The 19,933-nt window shown below is 70.9% G+C and carries 17 protein-coding genes; 15 read left to right on the forward strand and 2 right to left on the reverse strand.

Features of this window, described 5'->3' with window-relative positions; translation table 11 throughout:
• The first annotated feature begins 44 nt into the window (after nucleotides 1-44).
• The 8 genes from STH_RS00350 (at nucleotide 45) to STH_RS16665 (ending at nucleotide 9,309) form a co-directional block, all read left to right on the forward strand.
• Nucleotides 45-1,319: an S-layer homology domain-containing protein gene (locus STH_RS00350; RefSeq protein ID WP_011194196.1), complete on the forward strand. Its 1,275-nt coding sequence runs from the start codon at nucleotides 45-47 to the stop codon at nucleotides 1,317-1,319.
• A 4-nt stretch (nucleotides 1,320-1,323) separates the two neighbouring features.
• Nucleotides 1,324-4,632: a S8 family serine peptidase gene (locus tag STH_RS00355; protein WP_011194197.1), complete on the forward strand. Its 3,309-nt coding sequence runs from the start codon at nucleotides 1,324-1,326 to the stop codon at nucleotides 4,630-4,632.
• A 19-nt stretch (nucleotides 4,633-4,651) separates the two neighbouring features.
• A complete protein-coding gene (locus STH_RS00360) occupies nucleotides 4,652-5,083 on the forward strand; it encodes a hotdog domain-containing protein (protein WP_011194198.1) in 432 nt (143 codons plus the stop codon).
• 4 nt (nucleotides 5,084-5,087) lie between these two features.
• The gene (locus STH_RS00365) at nucleotides 5,088-5,921 is read left to right on the forward strand and encodes a 3-keto-5-aminohexanoate cleavage protein (protein ID WP_011194199.1); all 834 of its coding nucleotides are present in this window, start codon (nucleotides 5,088-5,090) and stop codon (nucleotides 5,919-5,921) included.
• Between the two features lie 45 nt (nucleotides 5,922-5,966).
• A complete protein-coding gene (locus STH_RS00370) occupies nucleotides 5,967-6,605 on the forward strand; it encodes a hypothetical protein (protein ID WP_050742026.1) in 639 nt (212 codons plus the stop codon).
• Nucleotides 6,606-6,720: 115 nt separating this feature from the next.
• Entirely contained in the window at nucleotides 6,721-7,371 is a 651-nt protein-coding gene (gene fsa / locus STH_RS00375) for a fructose-6-phosphate aldolase (protein ID WP_011194201.1), read from the forward strand.
• Nucleotides 7,372-7,512: 141 nt separating this feature from the next.
• Entirely contained in the window at nucleotides 7,513-8,484 is a 972-nt protein-coding gene (gene glpX / locus STH_RS00380; protein WP_011194202.1) for a class II fructose-bisphosphatase, read from the forward strand.
• Between the two features lie 66 nt (nucleotides 8,485-8,550).
• Nucleotides 8,551-9,309: a M23 family metallopeptidase gene (locus tag STH_RS16665; protein WP_011194203.1), complete on the forward strand. Its 759-nt coding sequence runs from the start codon at nucleotides 8,551-8,553 to the stop codon at nucleotides 9,307-9,309.
• A 247-nt stretch (nucleotides 9,310-9,556) separates the two neighbouring features.
• Here STH_RS16665 and STH_RS00390 read toward each other — a convergent pair whose 3' ends face one another.
• Both STH_RS00390 and STH_RS00395 read right to left on the reverse strand, forming a co-directional pair.
• The gene (locus tag STH_RS00390; protein WP_011194204.1) at nucleotides 9,557-12,025 is read right to left on the reverse strand and encodes a penicillin acylase family protein; all 2,469 of its coding nucleotides are present in this window, start codon (nucleotides 12,023-12,025) and stop codon (nucleotides 9,557-9,559) included.
• A gap of 76 nt (nucleotides 12,026-12,101) precedes the next feature.
• Nucleotides 12,102-14,324, reverse strand: coding sequence for a penicillin acylase family protein (locus STH_RS00395; protein ID WP_011194205.1), 2,223 nt, complete (start codon nucleotides 14,322-14,324; stop codon nucleotides 12,102-12,104).
• A 217-nt stretch (nucleotides 14,325-14,541) separates the two neighbouring features.
• Between STH_RS00395 and rpmE the strand changes: the two genes are divergently transcribed.
• The 7 genes from rpmE (at nucleotide 14,542) to rpiB (ending at nucleotide 19,920) form a co-directional block, all read left to right on the forward strand.
• Nucleotides 14,542-14,745 (forward strand): 50S ribosomal protein L31, encoded by a 204-nt coding sequence (gene rpmE / locus STH_RS00400; protein WP_043712917.1) that lies wholly within the window; start codon nucleotides 14,542-14,544, stop codon nucleotides 14,743-14,745.
• Between the two features lie 87 nt (nucleotides 14,746-14,832).
• Complete coding sequence (locus STH_RS00405) at nucleotides 14,833-15,705, forward strand: DUF1385 domain-containing protein (protein ID WP_242654556.1); 873 nt, start codon at nucleotides 14,833-14,835, stop codon at nucleotides 15,703-15,705.
• Between the two features lie 90 nt (nucleotides 15,706-15,795).
• Entirely contained in the window at nucleotides 15,796-16,866 is a 1,071-nt protein-coding gene (gene prfA / locus STH_RS00410) for a peptide chain release factor 1 (RefSeq protein WP_011194208.1), read from the forward strand.
• A 6-nt stretch (nucleotides 16,867-16,872) separates the two neighbouring features.
• Nucleotides 16,873-17,790: a peptide chain release factor N(5)-glutamine methyltransferase gene (gene prmC, locus STH_RS00415; protein WP_011194209.1), complete on the forward strand. Its 918-nt coding sequence runs from the start codon at nucleotides 16,873-16,875 to the stop codon at nucleotides 17,788-17,790.
• 164 nt (nucleotides 17,791-17,954) lie between these two features.
• Entirely contained in the window at nucleotides 17,955-19,016 is a 1,062-nt protein-coding gene (locus STH_RS00420) for an L-threonylcarbamoyladenylate synthase (protein WP_197525190.1), read from the forward strand.
• A complete protein-coding gene (locus STH_RS00425; protein WP_011194211.1) occupies nucleotides 19,013-19,483 on the forward strand; it encodes a low molecular weight protein arginine phosphatase in 471 nt (156 codons plus the stop codon). The genes STH_RS00420 and STH_RS00425 overlap by 4 nt, the downstream gene beginning before the upstream one ends.
• Nucleotides 19,480-19,920, forward strand: coding sequence for a ribose 5-phosphate isomerase B (rpiB, locus tag STH_RS00430; protein ID WP_011194212.1), 441 nt, complete (start codon nucleotides 19,480-19,482; stop codon nucleotides 19,918-19,920). Before STH_RS00425 ends, rpiB begins: the two co-directional genes overlap by 4 nt.
• Nucleotides 19,921-19,933: the final 13 nt, after the last annotated feature.

The raw sequence follows: 19,933 nt of genomic DNA on the forward strand, positions 1-19,933 counted from the left end.
CAGACACATGCAGGGCGTAGAGCCTTCGATTCGGGGAGTGGATGATGCGCTCACCTGTATGCCGTGTCGGTCTGATCGCCTTGTTGATCCTGCTGATCCCGGGCGCGGCGCTGGCGTACCTGTCCGACGTGGCCGGCCACTGGTCCGCGGTGTGGCTGAGCGCGCTGGAGGCCAGGGGGATCATCGCCGGCGACCGGGCGGGCCGCTTCTACCCCGATGACCCGCTTACCCGGGCGGAGCTGGCCCGCATCGCGGTCACCGGCCTGGGCTACGGCACCGAAGCCCTTGCGCTGCAGGGCGTGCCCAGCCGCTTCACCGACGTGGCGCCGGACGACCCGCTGGCGGGCTACGTCGAGCTGCTGTGGGAGCTCGGCCTCACGGAGGGTTACCCGGACGGCCGGTTCCGCCCGGAGGCGCCCCTGACCCGGGTGGAGTTGGCCGCCATGCTGGTGCGGGCGGCCGGGCTGGAGCAGCGGGCGGCGGTCCTCCGCTCGGCACGCCTGTCCTACCGCGACGCCGGCGAGATTCCCGCCTGGGCCGTCGGCGCCGTGGCCGCGGCGGCGGAGGCCGGCCTGATGAGCGGCGACGGCGACGGCTACTACCGCCCGTGGGCCCTCGTCACCCGGGCAGAGGGAGCTGCCGCGGTGGCCAAGTGGCTGGACCAGTACGGGCTGCTCTTCGACCTGGAGGGCACGCTGGTCGCATTTGATCCGCGCGAAGGCGAGGGAACGGTGCGCACGCCCATGGGCGAGGAGCACTCGATCAGCCTGGCGGTGGACGCCGCCATCCTGCGCGGGGGCGAGCGCGTCCTTCCGCCCGCTCTGCAGGTGGCCGATCAGGTGTCGCTCATCCTCAACGACGCGGGGCAGGTCCGCTTTGTCGAGGCGTGGTACGCGGACCTGCTGGCTGAAGGGCTGGAGCCGGCCGGCGGAAACGGGGTCTGGGCGACCCTGGGGACGGGGCAGCGCCGCCGGCTGTGGGTGCAGCCCGGCGCCCTGGTGTTCGTCAACGGCCGGCCGGCGACGCTGGCGGAGGCGCTGGGGCAGGGGCCCACGTACATGGCGCTGGACGTCAAGACCGAGGAAGTCCGCTATCTGGACGCCGTCCGGACCCCCTTCGGCGGCCGGGTGGCGGTGGTCGAGGATGACCGCATCTGGCTGGAGGACGGCGACGGCTTCCTGCGGTACGACCTGGCCTCGGACGCGATCCTGGTGGACGCGGGCCGACGGGTGGAGTTCTACGAGATCGCCGAGGGCGACCAGGTCGCCTTCGCGCTGGATGGTGACGGCAGAATCACCTACCTGGAGATCGTGAGGTGAGCCGATGCAGCGACCGGTGAAATGGGCGGCGCGGCTCGCCCTGCTCGTCCTCGTGGCCGGACTGGTCACGGACTTCTTCCCGGCCGACCGGACGGTCACCGGGGCAGATGAGCCTGCGGCGGGAGGGTCGGTCTCAGGGAGCTACACCCCGAGGGCCCCTGCCGCCGCCACGGAGGCGGCGGCGGAGCCCGTGCCGGCCGAACTGGCCCCGGTGGACACGGACATGGGTTCCGACGGGGATCCGGCCGTGGAGGCGGCCGGCGATCCGGTGGAGACGCCCAAGCCGGTCCTGCCCGTCCCGGAGCGCGCCGCAACGGTGGAAGACCCCGCGGGCAAGATGGCGCTCAACCTGAACGCGGTCGGCATCCCCGCCTTCCGCGCCGCACACGGGGTGAGTGGCGCCGGCGTCACCATCGCCGTGATCGACTCCGGGATCGACCCCGGACACCCTGACCTGCAGACGACGCCCGACGGCCGGCGGAAGGTGGTCGACTGGAAGGACTTCACCGCCGAGGGACGGGTGGTGACCGACCAGGTGGTGCCCTGGGGCCCGACCTTCACGGCGCGGGACGGTCGCACCTTCATCCTGCCTGAGGCGCAGTCCGCCGGCGGCCGGGCCCGCTTCGGGTACTGGGACGAGTCGAAGGTGCCGGGGCGGATCAACCGGGATCTGGACCGGAACGGCTTCCAGACCGATCGCTTCGGCGTGTTGCTGCTGGACCCCGCGGTTCCGGGCGAGTACACGCAGGTCTACGTCGACACGGACAACGACGGCGACTTCCGGGACGAGGTGGCGATGACGGTCTTCCGCGAGGGCGGCGCGATGGCCCGGCTGGGGCGTTTCCGCAGCGGGGCGGTCGCCGAGCGGCAGCTGGCGTTCGTCGTCGCGGACCTGGACGCGGCGGGCGGCTGGGTGCAGTTCGGCTTTGACAGCCTCGGGCACGGGACGCAGGTGGCCGGCGTCGCCGCGGCCTACCGCCCGGATGGCGTGGTGGGTGCGGCCCCCGGCGCCCAGCTCATGGCGCTGAAGGTCATCACCTCGCAGGACCAGGGCACGTGGTTCGCGGTGAAGGAGGCCATCGAGTACGCCGCCCGGCACGGGGCGCAGGTGATCAACGTCAGCCTGGGAGGTCTGGCGGTCTCGGCCGCGGGCGACACGCAGGCGTCGGAATGGCTCTCCCGGGTGGCCCAGACCTACGGCGTGCTGATCCTGCTGGCCGCCGACAACGCCGGGCCGGGCCTGTCCAGCGGCACCACCATCGGCCGGGCCAACGAACTGATGACCATCGGCGCGTACTACTCCCCCGGGATGTGGGCGCGCGACTACGGCTACCAGGTCACCGGAGAGACGGTGTGGTGGCGTTCGGGGATGGGCCCGCGCTCCGACGGCGCCTACATCCCCAGCCTGGTCGCGCCCGGCGGCAGCCCGGCGCCTTCCCCGGCCTGGCTCCACGCCGAGGGGTACACCACGGCGGTGGGCACGTCGGTGGCCGTGCCGCACGTAGCCGGCGCCGCGGCGCTGCTCCTGGAGGCGGCCCGCCGCGACGGCCTCCCCCAGGACGGCCTCAGCCTGAAGCGCGCCCTGGAGTCCGGGGCGCGCAGCCTGCCGGGCCTGCAGTCCTACGAGCAGGGCAGCGGCCTGCTGGACGTCGAAGCGGCCTACGCGGCGCTGGAGCGGCTGCAGCCCATACCGGCGCTGACCGCCCAGATGGCCGGCGGCGGCGAGGGACTGCTCGCCCGCTCCTACCAGCCGGGGAGCGACGCCTTCCTGCTGACCAACCCCACCGACCAGGTCGTGCAGGTCGAGATCGCCAGCACGGACTCCTGGGTGACGCCGCGGCTGCGCGCCGCCGTCATCCCGCCGGGGCAGACCCGCCGGGTGGACCTGGCGATTGACCCGCCCATGAGCCCGGGGGTGCACAGCGCCTACATCGTGATCAAGGCCCCGGGCCAGGAGATCCCGAGCCTGCGGGTTCCCGTGACCTACGTGCAGCCGGTGGTGAGCGCCGGCGACACCAGCTACATGCACTCGCAGCGGATCGCGGCGGCCCGGTATCACCGCTATTTCATTGAAGTGGAGCCCGGCACGGCCGAGCTCTCGGTGACCGCCCGGGTGGCCACCGGGCCCGGGGGGCGTCCCCAGGGCGCCGTGCAGATGCAGGTGTTCCGGCCCGACGGCCACATGGTCCACCGGTCCGAGGAGATCGGCTACCAGGGGCGGGGGCTCACGGCGCTCTTCCAGACCAGCGATCCGCTCGAGGGCGTCTGGGAGGTCGTGGTGGTCGCCCTGCCCCGGGAGGGGATGGCCGACGAGCCGGCCGAGTACGTCCTGCAGGTGCAGTCCGGGCCGGTGGTCGCCCCGGCGCCGCTGGCGTTCGCGCTGGTCCCGGGCGACCAGGCGGCGGTGAGCGTCTCGCTGAAGAACCCCGGGCGGGCCTTCACCGGCAGGGCGGTGGCCTACGGGCTCACGGAGCAGGACCTGAGCGTGCCGTGGAAGGTGGTCCGTCAGACCGGCCGGATCGATGAGTTCACCCTCCCCTCCAACGTGGCCCGGCTGAGGCTGGAGATCGCCAACGTCATGCCCGCACAGGGCGGCGAGCACCTCTGGCTCTACCGGTACGAACGGGACAGGGGCTGGCAGCCGTACTGGGTGGCCCACAGCAGCGGCGGCGGGATGGTGATCGAGCTGGAACGGGTTCCCGCCGGTTACTACCGGGTGTTTGTGCAGTACGACGGTTCGGTGCCCTCCGATCTCCGGTACCAGTACCGCCGCCTCGTGGCGGTGGAGGCGTACGGCATCGGCGCACAGGATGACGGCGCCCGGCGGGAGCGGGGAGCGTCCTGGGAGGTTCCGCTGACGTTCTACACGCCCGTCAAGGCCGGCCGCTATTACGGCTGCGTGATCCTGCTGGACGAGGAGACAGGCGCATCGCTGGCGTGGCTGCCCGTGGAGGTCTCGGTAGGCGAGTCCGAGCTGTCCGTGACGGCCCGGGCGTCCCGCCTGCTGGTGGACCGGCCGGGCACCGTGGTGCTGGAACTGAAGGACGCCGCCACCGGCGCCCCGGTCGACGGAGTGATCACGGTGGACGGGCGCCGCTACCGGAGCCGGCAGGGAACGGTGACGGTGACGGTGAAGCCTTCATCGGCGGTGCATGCGCTGCGCGTGGAGGCCGATCTGCCGGGGTACCGACCCTTCTCCCGGGAGATCCGCCTGCCGGTACACCAGGTCTGGCTCGGTCCTCCCGTCGTCGGCGGTGCCCGGGCGGAAGAACATGCGGAGTGGCGCAGCCGCGCGGAGTGGCTGCTGCGCTGATGCCAGGGAGGTATCGGGCATGGAAGCGACCCTGCGTGTGCGGATGTCGTCCAAGGATGCGCACTACGGCGGCAACCTGGTGGATGGGGCCCGGGTGCTGGGCCTGTTCGGCGACGTGGCGACCGAGCTGCTGATCCGGCACGACGGCGACGAGGGGCTGTTCGTGGCCTACGACTCCGTGACCTTCAAGGCACCGGTATACGCCGGCGACTTCCTGGAGGTGCGGGGGCGCATCACCCGGGTGGGGAACACCTCCCGCGGGATGGCGTTCGAGGCCTATAAGGTGATCGCCGCGGACCCCACGCCGGAGCAGCCGTCGCGGGCCCGGGTGCTCGAGGAACCGATCCTGGTGGCGACCGCCACGGGTACCTGTGTCGTGCCCAAGCCGTTCCAGCGGGGGCCGGGGGCCGGCGCCGGGGCGGCCCCGACGGGCGACGGCGGGAGGGGGTAGCGCCGTGGAGAAGCTCATCATCACGGTGGCGCTCAACGGCGCCGAGGTGACCCGCGAGCAGAACCCGCACATCCCCTTCACCCCCGAGGAGATCGCCGAGGATGCGGCCCGCTGCCGTGCGGCCGGCGCCGCGATGGTGCACGTCCACGGCCGGCTGCCCGACGGCACCCCGACCCAGGATGCCGCGGTCTACAAGGAGATCCTCGAGGCCATCCGCGCCCGCACGGACGTGATCGTGCAGGTCTCCACCGGCGGGGCCGTGGGCATGACCGCCGAGGAGCGGCTGGCGCCGGTGACGCTGCGGCCCGAGATGGCGAGTCTCACCACCGGCACGGTGAACTTCGGCAGCGACGTGTTCTTCAACCCGCCCGACCTCATCGAGACCTTTGCCCGCACCATGCGCCAGTACGGCGTGGTGCCCGAGATCGAAGCCTTCGACGTGGGCCACATCGACAACGCCCTGGCCCTGGTGAAGAAGGGGATTCTGGATCTGCCCCTGCACTTCGACTTCGTGATGGGCGTGCCCGGCGGGATCGCCGGGACCATCCGGAATCTGCTGCACATGGCCGAGTCACTGCCCCCGGGCTGCACCTGGTCGGTGGCCGGCATCGGCCGGGCGCAGCTGCCCCTGGCCACTGCCGCCATCCTCCTGGGCGGCCACGTGCGGGTGGGGTTGGAGGACAACATCTACTACGCGCGCGGCGTGAAGGCCACCAACCTCATGCTGGTGGAGCGCATCGTGCGGCTGGCCAACGAACTCGGCCGGGAAGTGGCCACACCGGACGAGGCGAGAAGGATATTGGGCATAAACCGAGAAGGTGATAGAGATAAATCTTAGCCCGCGATAAGGACTTAGTCGTGGCACCGGCAGGGGGTGGCAACCGTGCTGATCGCGACGAGCGTGACCGTAGCGCTGCGGTGCCCACGGTGCGGGCGGCTGGAGCTGAGCGAGCTGTCGCGGTTCGCCCTGGGCCGCGCCGGTTCGCAGCGCGTCGAGTGCGAGTGCGGCCACCACCTGCTCACCGTAGGTGTGCGTCCGGGACAGGTGTGGATGCAGGTGCCCTGCTTCCTGTGTGAGGGTACCCACTTCCGTTATTACTCGCCCGGGCAGTTCTGGCAGCCCGGCCTGAAGCAGATTGCCTGCGCCGAGACCGACCTGCAACTGGGGGTCCTGGGCGACGAGGGGGCCGTGGTGGAGTACGTGCGCCCGGGGCTCAGCGACCTGGAGCGGTTCATGGAAGACGACGCCTTCGACGGCTTCTTCGACGACCCGGTGGTCATGTACCAGGTGATGAACCAGGTGCAGGAGCTGGGCGCGCAGGGGCTCCTGCGATGCCGCTGCGGCAGCCGGGACGTCGGCGTGGACCTGTTCCCCGACCGGCTGGAGCTGTACTGCGTCGCCTGCGGGCGGCAGCGGACGGTGCCGGCGGCCACGGAGCAGGATCTGGACGCCCTGATGCGGGTCGCGTACCTCGAGATCGGCGGCGATGCGTCTTCCCGGTGCCGCGGGCACAAGAAGTGAGCCGGAGGGCATCGGGTGCGGGGAACCGGGCCGGGGGATCCCGGCCCTTTTCGCGTTGCGGCGGCTGTGGTAATCTGGGCTCGTAGCCATAGGCATCCAGAGAGGAGCGAGTCACGTGAAGCTGTTCATCGATACCGCAAACGTGGACGACATCCGCGAAGTGGCCTCCTGGGGCGTGCTGAGCGGGGTCACCACCAACCCCTCCCTCGTGGCCAAAGAGGGGCGGGACTTCATGCAGGTGCTGCGGGAGATCCTGGAGATCGTCGACGGGCCCATCAGCGCCGAGGTGATCAGCCTGCAGGCTGACGACATGGTGGAGGAGGCGCGGCAGTATTACGAGCTGCACAAGAACATCGTGATCAAGCTGCCGATGACCGCCGAGGGGCTGAAGGCCTGTGCCCGGCTGAGCGCCAAGGGCGTGCGCTGCAACATGACCCTGATCTTCAGCCCGAACCAGGCGCTGCTCTGCGCCCGGGCCGGCGCGGCCTTCGTGTCGCCCTTCGTGGGCCGGCTGGACGACATCTCCACCGACGGCATCCAGCTGATCCGCGACACGGCCGAAATCTTCGACCTGCACGGGATCGACACGGAGATCATCGCCGCCTCGATCCGCACCCCCGGCCAGGTGGTGGAGGCGGCGAAGGCGGGGGCGCACATCGCCACGATTCCCCCGAAGGTCTTCCACCAGATGCTGAAGCACCCGCTCACCGACAGCGGCATCGAGCGCTTCCTGAAGGACTGGGAGGCCGCGAAGGGCCGGGTGTAGCGGGGCCGGCGGGGCCGCTGTCGGCCGCGGGGCCGGAGCGGCGGTTCAGAGATTGCGGGTCCCCCTGAGGCAGATGCGCGGGGGTCGACTGTGCGCGGTTTGGGACAGATCGCTGCTGCCCAAGCGGAGGAGGGTGCGCAGGTGGAACGGGAGTTGGCGTTGGAGCTCGTGCGGATTACGGAGGCGGCCGCCCTGGCCAGCGCGCGCTGGATGGGCCGCGGCGACAAGGAGCTGGCTGACCAGCTGGCGGTGGATGCGATGCGGGCCGGGTTCGACCGGGTGGCCATCGACGGCGTGGTGGTGATCGGCGAGGGCGAGATGGACGAGGCGCCGATGCTCTACATCGGGGAGCAGGTGGGCGCCGGCGGCATTCCCGTCGACGTCGCGGTCGATCCGGTCGAGGGGACGAACCTGGTGGCCAAGGGCTTGAACGGCGCCATCGCCGTGGTGGCCGTGGCGCCCCGGGGGCACCTGCTGCACGCGCCGGACATGTATATGGAGAAGATCGCAGTGGGACCCCGGGCCAAGGGGTGCATCGACATCACCGCGCCCATCACCGCTAACCTGAAGTGGGTTGCGCAGGCCAAGGGCAAGGATATCAGCGACCTGACGGTGGTCATCCTGGACCGGGAGCGGCACCGCTCACTCATCCAGGAGTGCCGGGACGCCGGGGCGCGCATCAAGCTGATCTCCGACGGCGACGTCGCGCCCGCCGTCGCGGCGGCCATCGACGAGACGGGCGTCGACATCCTGATGGGCATCGGCGGCGCGCCCGAGGGCGTCCTCGCGGCGGCGGCCCTGAAGTGCCTGGGCGGCGACATGCAGGCCCGGCTGAAGCCGCAGAACGAGCAGGAGTACGCCCGCTGCAAGGCCATGGGCCTGAGCGACCCGGAGCAGGTGCTCACGCTGGACGACCTGGTGAAGAGCGAGGACGTCTACTTCTCCGCCACCGGGATCACCGACGGCGACCTGCTGCGCGGCGTGCGCTACTCCGGCCGGAACGTGGCGACGACCCACTCCATTGCCCTGCGGGGCACCACCGGCACCGTCCGGTTCATCGAGGCCACGCACATGCTCGACCGCAAGCCGCACTGGTACCGGCTGAAGGTGTAGACCGAGGGGCATGATCCCCCGGCGCCCTGAATAGACTTGTCCCGTAGTGGACGGGGGTGAGCCGGGGTGCAGCGCAGGGGCAACTGGCAGCGCATCGACTGGAAGAAGCCGCACAGCGCGGCCGGCCGTGGCGCCGCAGGCGGCGTGAGCCGCCGGGTGCCGGGGGTTGCCGGGTTGCCTCCGGTGGTCGTGGGACTGCTCATCATGGGTCTGGTGCTCGGCGCCGGCTACCTGGGCTGGCGCCGGGCCGTCACGCCCGCCGCGCCCGCGGGGGATCTTCCGCCCGCGCGCGGCGGGTTTCTTGTCGCACCGCCCGCCGGACCGGCCGCGTTCTTTGCCGGGGTGGACGAGCCGGGTGAGCCCGGGGACCGGGCCGCGCGCATGGCCCGCTGGCGGCAGGCGGCCGAGGCGGTGGTGGCCGCCCGGGGCGGGGCGGGGACGGACCTCACCGGGGCTTTCGCCTGGCCCGTGACGGCGCCCATCAGTTCCCCCTTCGGCCCCCGGTGGGGGCGTCACCACAACGGCATCGACCTGGCCGCGGACCACGGGGAGCCCATCCGGGCCAGCCGGGCCGGCGAGGTCCTGCTCGCGGGCGAGGTGGAGGGATACGGCCTCACCGTGGTCATCGGGCACGACGACGGTACCCGTACCCTGTACGCCCACGCCTCGGCGCTCCTGGTGGAGGCCGGGGAGTGGGTGGAACAGGGGCAGCCCATTGCACGGGTCGGCTCCACCGGCAACTCCACCGGTCCGCACCTGCACTTCGAGATCATCGTCGGTGACCGGCCGGTCGACCCGCTGGACTATCTCCCTCCCCGGGAGTAGCGACTATCCACGCACATTTCCACATTCGAAGCGAACTTATCCACAATATCCACACACCCCTGTTGACAAATTTTCGTACAAAATGGGACTCCCATACCGAGGCAGAACGGCACCGCCAACTTGAACGAAACTATGGGGTCGTCGGTAGGACCCCTGCCCTGGAATTTTGGACTGACGAACGATGTCGAAAGGGGACCGCCTGCGTTCGGCAGGGGTCCCCTTCTCCATGGCCTGTCCCGGGAGCGGCCTAGCCGCCGGCCCCCGCCTGATCAGGCAGAAGCCGCAGGGCGCGGCCGGTCCGGTAACCGTGGAAGTTGCGGGTGATCAGCTCGCCCCGGCTGTGCATCGCCGACTGGTCGTCGTAGTGGGGGCTGAGGAAGTGGCCGGACTGGCCCGGCGTCACGATGGAACGGCTGTTGCCCGTCGGGTCGGCCAGGTCGACCACCTGGCGCCAGGGCGCAAAGGTGCGCACCATGCCGTCGCCGCCGAAGGACATGGCGCCGACGGTGACGCCGCTGCCGCCGATGGGATACGACGTGGGGTTGAGCAGCCAGCCCAGCGGCGTGGCCGCCGCGCCCACGGGATGCGGCGGCTGGAGCCGGTGGTACCTTCCCCACGACCAGCGGCCGGGGTCCGACCCCTGCAGGGCGACGGCCCGGTCCACCGCGGCCTGCAGCGAGTCCGCCGCCAGTTTGTCCAGACCGCCCGCGGCCTCGATCCAGCCGTTGGGCCGGCCCTCGGCCGCCGCCAGCAGGGCCATGTCGGTCACGTTGCCCTTGTCGGCCATGCGCCTGTACAGCTCTTCGCCCATCAGCGGTTCGTAGAGCATCCGGGTCAGCTCGCTCCACCAGAGGTGGAAGATCAGCGGCTGGGGCTGGTCCGCGCTGTCCACCATGTCCCAGGACTTCAGGAGCTCGACCGCGGTGGCCGCCGTCCCGGTCACCCCGGCCCGCTCCACCGCCGGCAGCAGTACCGGCAGCAGGGTGCGGGCGTGCAGGTTGGCGTAGTCGACCTGCATCGCCTGCATGTCGTCCGCCGTGAGGTCGCCCAGCTTCGCCTCGATCATCTCGGCGATGCGCATGGCCCGGTAGGGCTGCGACCACGAGTAGGTCAGGAAGTAGGGATAGGCGTCGTCGATGACCTTGTTGTTGGCGGTGACGATGTAGCCCTCAGGCGGGTTCACGGCCTCCGGCATCTGGTCGAAGGGGATGAAGCCGACCCACTCGTACTCGTCGGTCCACCCCGGCACCGGAAGCAACCCGTCGCCGCTGCGCCGGATCGGCACCAGGCCGCCGGTGCGGTAGGCGATGGTGCCATCCACGTCGGCGTAGACGAAGTTCTGGGTGGGCACGTGGAAGGAGCGCAGGGCTTCCCGGAACTCCTCCCAGTTCCGCGCCTTGGGGAAGAGCAGCACCGCCTCCAGCTCCGGGGTGGCCATGTGGGCGGTCCACTTCAGCGCCAGGGCTTCCTCCGGCCGGTTGTCGGGATCGCCGACGACCTCCGAGATGATCGGCCCGTGCCGGGTGATCACCACCTCAAAGGGAACGGGGTCCTGTCCCTTCACCCCGATCAACTCCCGGTGGACGAGAGCGTCCTCCCAACGGCCCATGTACTCGAACTGGTACGGGTTGTCGGGGTTGCGCCGCTCGATGTACAGGTCCTGCACGTCGGGATTGGTGTTGGTCACGCCCCAGGCGATGCGCTCGTTCTGTCCGATGACGATGCCCGGCGCGCCGGGGAACATCACGCCGTAGGCGTTGATCATCCCCGGGACCACCAGGTGCTGCTCGTACCAGATGGACGGGGTGCGGGCGCCCAGATGCGGGTCGTTGGCCAGGAGCGGCTTGCCGGTGCGGGTCCCGGAGCCGGCGACGACCCAGTTGTTGGAGCCCCGCCCCTCGTCGGGCACGCGCAGCAGGGCCAGCAGGCCGGTGAGGTCAAGGCTGGAGCCGGGCGGCCGGGCCCCGGCGACGGCAGAAGCGCCGGGTCTGGGCTCCTCTGCCCCTTCGCCGCCGCGGTAGCGGATCATGGTGATGCCGTCCTCGGGGTATACGGGCATCAGCTGGTCGGCCAGTTCCGGCCCCACCTGGTTGCGCAGCTGCAGCCGGTAGACCTCGGCCTCGAAGTTCCCGCCCAGGTCGTAGGCCATGATCTTGCCGATCAGCGCCGAGTCCACGGGGCTCCAGGGCTCGGGTTCGTAACCGAGGAGGAGGAATTCCACCGGCAGCCGGTTCTGGGCCTTCGCCTCCGCGATGAAGGCGTTGACGCCGGCGGCGTAGGCCTCCAGCAACTCCCGGGCCCAGGGGCCGTACGACTGGACGGAAGCCTCCGCGGCCCGGCGCAGGTTCAGGGCCCGGAAGAACTTGTCCGTCTCCAGCTGGCTGGGCCAGATGACCTCGGCCAGCCGGCCGGCGGCTGCCCGGCGGGTCAGGTCCATCTGGAACAGGCGGTCCTGGGCCACCACGTACCCCTGGGCCATGTAGAGATCGTGCTCGTTCTGGGCTTCGATGTGCGGGACGCCCCACTCGTCCCGGTACACCGTGACCGGCGCCCGGAGGCCCGGCAGGACCAGCTCCCCGCTCGCCCGCGGCAGGCTGCGCCGGGCGACGGCGTAGCCGCCCGCCACCGCCAGCAGCAGAAGGACGACGAGGGTCAGGGCGGTGTAGCCGATCCAGCGGGTCACCCTCCGCGTGCGCCGCTGCACTACGACTGACATGGATCATCCCCCACGTGAAGATGGTGGGGGATGTATTCGCCGCGCTATTTCGATATACCTGTCAAGAGGGTGCGGGCTAAGGCACGAGCCGCAGGACGTCCTCCCCGGTCGGGCGGGGCGGGAGCAGATCGCCGCGGAGCCACGGCAGGAGCTGCGCGGCGAACGACGGGTCGAGGGGGTGGCCCCCTGTGCCCGGGGCCAGGACGGCGACGGGCTCGCCGGGCCGGGCCAGGTCCACCAGCCGGCAGTAGGTGGTGGCGGTGGTGACGGTGCCGGACATCGTCGGATCCAGGCCGCTGCGGTGGAGCGTCGCAGGGCCGCCGCCCAGCGGGTGCGGACCCAGGTCCGCGAGCGGGCCGAGGGCGGGCAAGGCCTCCGCGAGACTGTGCCGGAAGCGCACCCGGTGTTCCCGACCCCACGCCCAGCGCTCCGGGCTCCGCCCCTGACGGGCCGCAAGGTAGGCCACGGCACGCCGGAACGCCGACAGGGCCAGGCGAGGAAGGCCGAACTCGCCTTCCAGCGGCAGCCAAGGGCTCTCCTCGCCGCGCAGGGCCCGCAGGATCAACTGCTCCGCCGCGCCCTGGCCGGACGGCGTCATGATGAACTGGTTGAAAAGGGTGAGCCCCAGGCGGGGCCGGAAGATCGCTTCCACCAGGTCGAAGTACCAGCGCTCCCACAGGCATGCGCCGGCGGATCCCGCCGGCTCCTCGTGGCTCCAGTCGGAGAGCAGGAGCAGGGCCCGCTTCTCCAACTCCGTGAGCGATTCCGGCCGGGCGCCCTGACGGAGCCCTTCCTGGAGAGTCTGAAGCAGCGGCTGGAGCAGGTTCCGGGCTTGCATGTTCACGGTATCGCCGGGCAGCCGGGCCAGGAACGGCAGCGTCCAGCCCGTCCGGGACGCGGCCACCTCCCGGATCCGCGCCGCCGCGTCCGCCGGGCGGCCGCCCAGGGCGATGCCGTCCTCGGGGTTGACCTCCTCCCGCAGCTCCGGGCCGGTCTCAAGCCGGGCCACCGTGCCGTCCACACCGGCGTAGATCACGGTGAGCCCGGGGACGGCCCATTCCCGGACGGCGTCGCGAAACTCCTCGTACGACCGGGCCAGGTTGATCCCCAGGAGCGCCGCCACCTCCTGCCCCGGCTGAAGGACCGGGGAGCGGAGGGCCGCCGCGCCGCTCTCGTCCATGGCCACGACGGGGCCGGAGTGGCCGATCAGGACCGTGTGGGCCACCGGCTCGGCCCGGCCTCGCACGCGGATCGCGGTCAACTGGCTCCGGACCCCTTCGGACGGCTCGGGCACCAACCGGGCCGTGCCGCCTTCCGACGGGGCCAGCGCCCAGGCGAAGTGGCGGGACTGTCCCACCAGGAGCCCGGGCAGCCCGGCCAGGGCGATCCCTTCCAGCCGGGCTCCGCCCGGCCCGTGCAGGGTGAGCGGGTGAAGCGGCGACGGGGCGCGCGGGGCCGTCTCCAGGCTGCACCCGGCGATGGGGAGGCCGGATTCCGTGCGCGTGCCGGCCAGCGCCCAGGCCGTCCCGCCCGAGACCGTCTGCGGCGCCCACATCGCCAGCCGGCACAGGCCGCCGAGGTCGGGGAGCTGTTGCGGGTCAGGCGGGGATGCGTCGGAAGGTCCGGGCGCATACAGGGCCGCGGCCATCTCCGGGCCGGCGACCTGCGCCACCCGGGCCCGGACCACGACGTCGGCCACGGGCGGCGCCAGCTCAAAGGCCAGCAGCTTGGCCACGGCCAGCGAGTCGACGGCGCGCCAGGGCTCCGGCCGGAGGCGCGCCAGGGCGAACTCCGGCGGCAGCTTTCCCGCGCGGATGAAGGCGTTGACGCCGTCGGCATACGCCTCCAGGCAGGCCCGCACCTCGTCCGGGCAGTCGGCCAGGGCCCGTTCGGCCAGCCGGTACAGGCCCAATGCGCGCATGAAGCGATCCCGCTCCAGGCAGGACTCCCCGCAGAGTTCCGCCAGCCGCCCTGCCGCCGTGCGGCGGGCGACCTCCATCTGCCACAGCCGTTCCTGGGCCGCGACGAATCCCTGCGCCTGGAAGAGATCGTGCCAGTTTTCGGCGGCGATGTGCGGCGCGCCGCCTTCATCGCGGCGGACGGCCGCCGGCGCCCGCAGGCCGTCCATGCGGACGGTTCCCCGCCCCTGCGGGCGGCTCAGCTGCAGGCCGGCTAAGGCGGCGGCCGCGGCGAGGCCCGTGAGCAGGGCCAGAGCGTGCAGGACCGGCGCACCGGTGGCCAGCGCGGCGAGCAGGAGCACGACGAAGATCGCGCCGGCCAGGCCAAAGAGGCGAAGCACAGGTTCACCTCCGCACCTTCGGAATGCTCCACAAGTGTTTGATGATACGTGGCGAATCTCCTGCCCGAAGTCGTTGCAACCGACAATTCGCGCGTGCTATAATGCGTTGGTACGACTCCGTCTTCGTAGACCGGCGCCCTGAAAGCAGCTGCAACTGCTCCACCGGGCGCACCGGTAACGGCGCCGGGTTCGAAGCTAGGGAAAGGGAGTTTTGCTGATGAAGGCTGGCATCCATCCGAAGACCCAGAAGACCACCATCACCTGCGGTTGCGGGGCGACCTACGAGGTCCTCTCGACCAAGGAGAACATCCGCGTGGAGATCTGCGCGAACTGCCATCCGTTCTACACGGGTTCCCGCGGGGCCACGCGCGTGGAGGCCGGTTCCCGGATCGACCGGTTCCGCAAGAAGTACGGTCGGTAGCGCCCGCGACATCCCGAGAGAAGCAGAGCCGTCGCGCTCTGCTTTCTTCATCCGGGGTGGCAGATGAGCGAGAGGGGAGGGGCCGGGGTGAGCGTTCAGCGGGGAGTCTTTGGCGGCCAGGCCGTCATCGAGGGGGTCATGATGCGGGGACCCCAATGGATGGCCATCGCCGTGCGGCGGCCCGACGGCGAGATCGCCGTGCACAGGGAAGAGGTGCGGTCGCTGATGCAGCGGTACCCGGTACTGCGCCTCCCCATCCTGCGCGGGATGGTGGCCATGGTCGAGGCCCTGACCCTGGGCATCAGCGCCCTCATGTTCTCGGCCAACCAGTCAATGCCCGAAGACGAGCAGTTGAGCAGGGGCGAGATGACCGTGACGACGGTGGTGGGCTTCGCCTTCGCCATCGCCCTGTTCGTCGTCGCGCCCACCCTGCTCACCAACTACGTCAAGGCCCTGTCCGTGACGCCCATGGTCACCCACGTGGTGGAGGGCGCTCTCCGGCTGGGGCTCTTCATCGGCTACCTGGTGGCCATCTCGCTGATGAAGGACATCCAGCGGGTCTTCCAGTACCACGGCGCCGAGCACAAGGTGATCAACGCCTACGAGGCCGGCGACGAACTCACGGTGGAGAACGTCCGGCGCCACTCCCGGGAGCACAAGCGCTGCGGCACGAGCTTCCTGCTGTACGTCGTGGTCATCTCTATCCTGATTTTCTCCCTTATTAATGTAGAAAGTGTCTGGTTGCGGGTCGTCGCCCGGATCGGGATGCTGCCCCTGGTGGCCGGCGTGGCCTACGAGTGGATCCGCATCGCCGGACGCCACGACAACGCGCTGGTCAACGCCCTGAGCCGTCCGGGGATGTGGCTCCAGGGCCTGACCACCCGCGAACCGGACGACAGCCAGATCGAGGTGGCCATCGCCTCCTTTGAGACCGCCCGGGGCCACGGCCTGCCGGGTTAGCTGCGCGTCAGTCGGGGCACGGGTCCGCCCGCGCCCTTTTTCCGTGCCCAGAATCCGCTCTGGTGAGGTGAAGTCAACGTGGACGCCCGCATGAAGCAGAAGCTGGAAGGCGTCGTTCAGCGGTACGAGGACCTGACCTACAAGCTGGGCGATCCCTCCGTGATCAACAACCCGACCGAGTACCGGCAGGTCGCCCGTGAGCACAACCGGCTGGGCCCGATCGTGGAGAAGTTCCGGGCCTACCAGAAGACCGAGCGGGAGCTGGACGACGTGCTGGAGATGCTGGAGGGCCCGCTGGACCCGGAGGAGCGCGCCCTCTTCAACCAGGAGCTCCGGGACCTGAAGGAGAAGCTGCAGACCCTCTCGGACGAGCTGCGCATCCTGCTGCTCCCGCGCGATCCCAACGACGACAAGAACGTGATCATGGAGATCCGCGCGGGCGCCGGCGGCGACGAGGCGTCGCTGTTCGCGGCGGAGTTGTTCCGGATGTACACCCGCCTGGCCGAGCGCCACAAGTGGAAGACCGAGGTGCTGTCCATCAGCGAGAACGAGGCGGGCGGCATCAAGGAGGTGCTCTTCCAGATCAACGCCGAGGGCGCCTACTCCCGGCTGAAGTACGAGGGCGGCGTGCACCGGGTGCAGCGGGTGCCGGTCACCGAGTCGCAGGGGCGCATCCACACCTCCACCGTGACCGTCGCCGTCATGCCCGAGATGGAGGAAGTGGACATCGAGATCAAGCCGGAGGATCTGAAGATCGAGGTGCAGCGGGCGGGCGGCGCCGGCGGCCAGCACGTGAACAAGACCGAATCGGCGGTGCGCATGACGCACCTGCCCACCGGCATCGTGGTCTACTGCGCCGACGAAAGATCCCAGATGCAGAACCGGGAGAAGGCCCTCCGGGTGCTGCGCGCCCGGGTCGCCGACTACTACGCCCAGCAGGCCAAGAGCGAGGAGGAGCAGCTGCGCCGGGCCCAGGTGGGCACCGGCGAGCGGTCGGAGAAGATCCGCACCTACAACTTCCCCCAGGACCGCGTGACCGACCACCGCATCGGCCTCACGGTGCACAACATCGCGGCGGTCATGGACGGGGAAATCGACCACATCATCGACGCCCTGGCGCAGCACGAGCAGGCGGCGCTCCTCGCCCGCGAGGAGGCGTGACCGGCCGTGGCCGCCCCCAGGGAAGCGGCGCCTGACCGGGCGCCGGACGGCCCGCAGACGGTCGGGGAGGCGCTGGCCCAGGCTCGGGCGCAGCTTGCCGCGGCCGGGGTGGCCGACGCGGAGCGGGAGGCGGCCTGGCTGCTGGCCCACGTGCTCGGCTGCCGCGCCGGCGCGCTGGTCGCCCGGCGGTCGGAGCCTCTGGCCCCGGAGGCGTCCGACGAATACGCCGCGCTCGTGGCCCGGCGGGCCGCCCGGGAGCCCCTGCAGTACATCCTCGGCACCGAGGAGTTCATGGGGCTGACGTTCCGGGTGACGCCGGCAGTGCTGATCCCCCGCCTGGACACGGCGGCGCTGGTGGAGCAGGCCGTCGCCCGGCTGACGGGCGGGGCTGCGGAGGCGCGCGGCGTGCTCCGGGTAGCCGACATCGGCACAGGCAGCGGCGCGATCGCCGTCGCAGTGGCCCACCTGCTGCCGCACGCGCAGGTGGTCGCGGTGGACCTGAGCCCCGAGGCGCTCGCCGTCGCGGCGGAGAACGCCCGCTTGAACGGGGTCGCGGACCGGGTGCGCTTCCGGCAGGGCGACCTGCTCGCGCCGCTGGCGGAGGAGGGCGGCCGGTTCGCGGCGATCCTGTCCAACCCTCCGTACATCCGGGAGGACGAAATCGCCGGGCTCATGCCCGAGGTGCGCGACTGGGAACCGCGCCTGGCGCTGGTCGCAGGCGACGACGGCCTCGCGTTCTACCGCCGGCTGGCGCGGGAGGCGCCGGCCTTCCTGGAACCCGGAGGGTTCCTGGGGGTCGAGGTGGGCATCGGCCAGGCGCCAGCAGTGGCTGCGCTGTTCCGGGAGGCGGGGCTGAAGGACGTGGCGGTCTGCCGGGATACGGCCGGCGTCGACCGGGCGGTGTTGGGAAGCGTCGCACCGTAGGTGCGGCGCTTGTTCGTACGCGTCCACACTTTCCCATGTGGATCGGCCAGGTTGACTCCGCATGCTATCTTCGGGTCCGCGTGTATAGATAGCGGGCAGGAAATGGGGACGGCTGTCCCGAAAACTTACGGGATGCCGCGGGACTGAGGAAGGGGTGGGTGAACGTGGAGCGCCTGGTGCAGGGTACGCGGGTCCTGGAGGTGGACCCCGCCGATCCGGAGCCGGAGGTGGTCGCGCAGGCGGCGGCGATCCTGCGCGCCGGAGATGTGGTGGCGTTCCCCACGGAGACCGTCTACGGCCTGGGGGCCAATGCCCTCAGCAGCGAGGCCGTGGCGCGCATCTTCGCGGCCAAGGGCCGCCCGTCCGACAACCCGCTGATCGTGCACATCGCCGATACGGCGCAGCTGGAGGGGCTGGTGGAGTCGGTACCGCCGACGGCTGAGCGGCTCATGGAACGCTGCTGGCCCGGACCGCTCACGCTGGTCATGCGCAAGGGGCCCGCCGTTCCGCCGGAGGTGACCGCCGGGCTGGACACGGTGGGCATCCGCATGCCGGACCACCCTGTGGCCCTGGCTCTGATCCGCGCCGCCGGCGTTCCCATCGCCGCGCCCAGCGCCAACGCATCCGGCCGGCCGAGCCCGACCACGGCCGAGCACGTCCTGGAAGACCTGGCCGGGTCCATCCCCGCCGTGCTGGACGGCGGAGAGACCGGCGTGGGCGTGGAGTCCACGGTGCTGGACATGACGACCGACCCTCCGATGATCCTCAGGCCCGGCGGACTGCCCCGGGAGGAGCTGGAGGCGGCCATTGGCCCGGTGGTGCTGGCCCCGGGCGTGGAAGGCGGAACGGTGGAACGCCCGCGCTCGCCGGGGATGAAGTACCGTCACTACGCGCCCCAGGCGCCGCTGATCCTGGTGGAGGGCCCGGTGCTGGAGATGCAGGAGAAGATCCGCGACCTGGCCATGGAGTATGCGGAGGAGGGGAAGCGGGTCGGCATCCTCTGCAGCGCCGAAAGCCGCGGCGTCTACGTGGCGCCGGTGATCCTCGAGTACGGGGCCAGGGGGGATCTGGCGGGCATCGCCAGCGACCTGTTCGGAACGCTCCGGGCCTTCGACCGGCACCAGGTCGACGTGATCCTCGCCGAAGGGGTGCCGGAGGAGGGGCTGGGGCTTGCCATCATGAACCGCCTGCGCCGGGCCGCGGGCGGCCGGGTGATCAGGCTATGAGGGTTGAGAGGGTCCTGCTGGTCTGCTCCGGCAACACCTGCCGGAGTCCGATGGCGGCGGCTCTGCTGCGCGCGTTGTGGCGGCGGGCCGATCCCGGGTGGGACCTGCAGGTGGATTCGGCGGGCATCGGCGCCTTTCCCGGGCTGCCGGCGGCGCCGAACGCCGTGGCGGCCATGAAGGCGCGGGGCATTGACCTCAGCGGCCATCGGTCGCAGGCGGTGACCGACCTGGAAGGGTATGACCTGGTGCTGGGCATGACGCGCGCTCACCGCGACGCTCTGCGGACCCGGTTTCCGGCGCTGGCCGGCCGGATCTTCACCCTGGCCGAGTACGCCGGGGTCGGGGGGGACCTTTCGGATCCCTTTGGCGGACCGCTGCAGGCCTACGAAGAGACCGCGAAGGCCCTGGAGGAACAACTGCAGGCCGTGGTGGAGCGAATTCGCCGGGAAGGAAGTGCAGCGCAGTGAAAGTGGCCGTGGCAAGCGATCATGGTGGCATTGATCTGAAGGCGACGGTGATCTCGGTCCTGAAGTCGCTGGGCTGCGAGGTGGCCGACCTGGGCACCCACGACCGGAGCTCGTGCGACTACCCGGATTATGCGCAGAAGGTGGCGGAGGGCGTCGCGGCCGGCGAGTACCAGCGCGGCGTCCTGATCTGTGGCACTGGCATCGGCATGTCCATCGCCGCCAACAAGGTAGCCGGCGTGCGGGCGGCCCTGTGCAACGAGATCTACTCGGCCCGGATGGCCCGTGCCCACAACGATGCCAACGTGCTCTGCCTGGGCGCACGGGTGGTCGGCTCAGGGGTGGCGGAGGAGATCGTCCGGGCGTTCTTCACCACGGAGCATGAAGGCGGGCGCCACGCCCGTCGGGTGGAGAAGATCCGCCTGCTGGAGCAGGGGTAGGAGGGGTCGCCAT

Source organism: Symbiobacterium thermophilum IAM 14863, from assembly GCF_000009905.1.
In the GTDB taxonomy this organism is placed as follows: domain Bacteria; phylum Bacillota; class Sulfobacillia; order Symbiobacteriales; family Symbiobacteriaceae; genus Symbiobacterium; species Symbiobacterium thermophilum.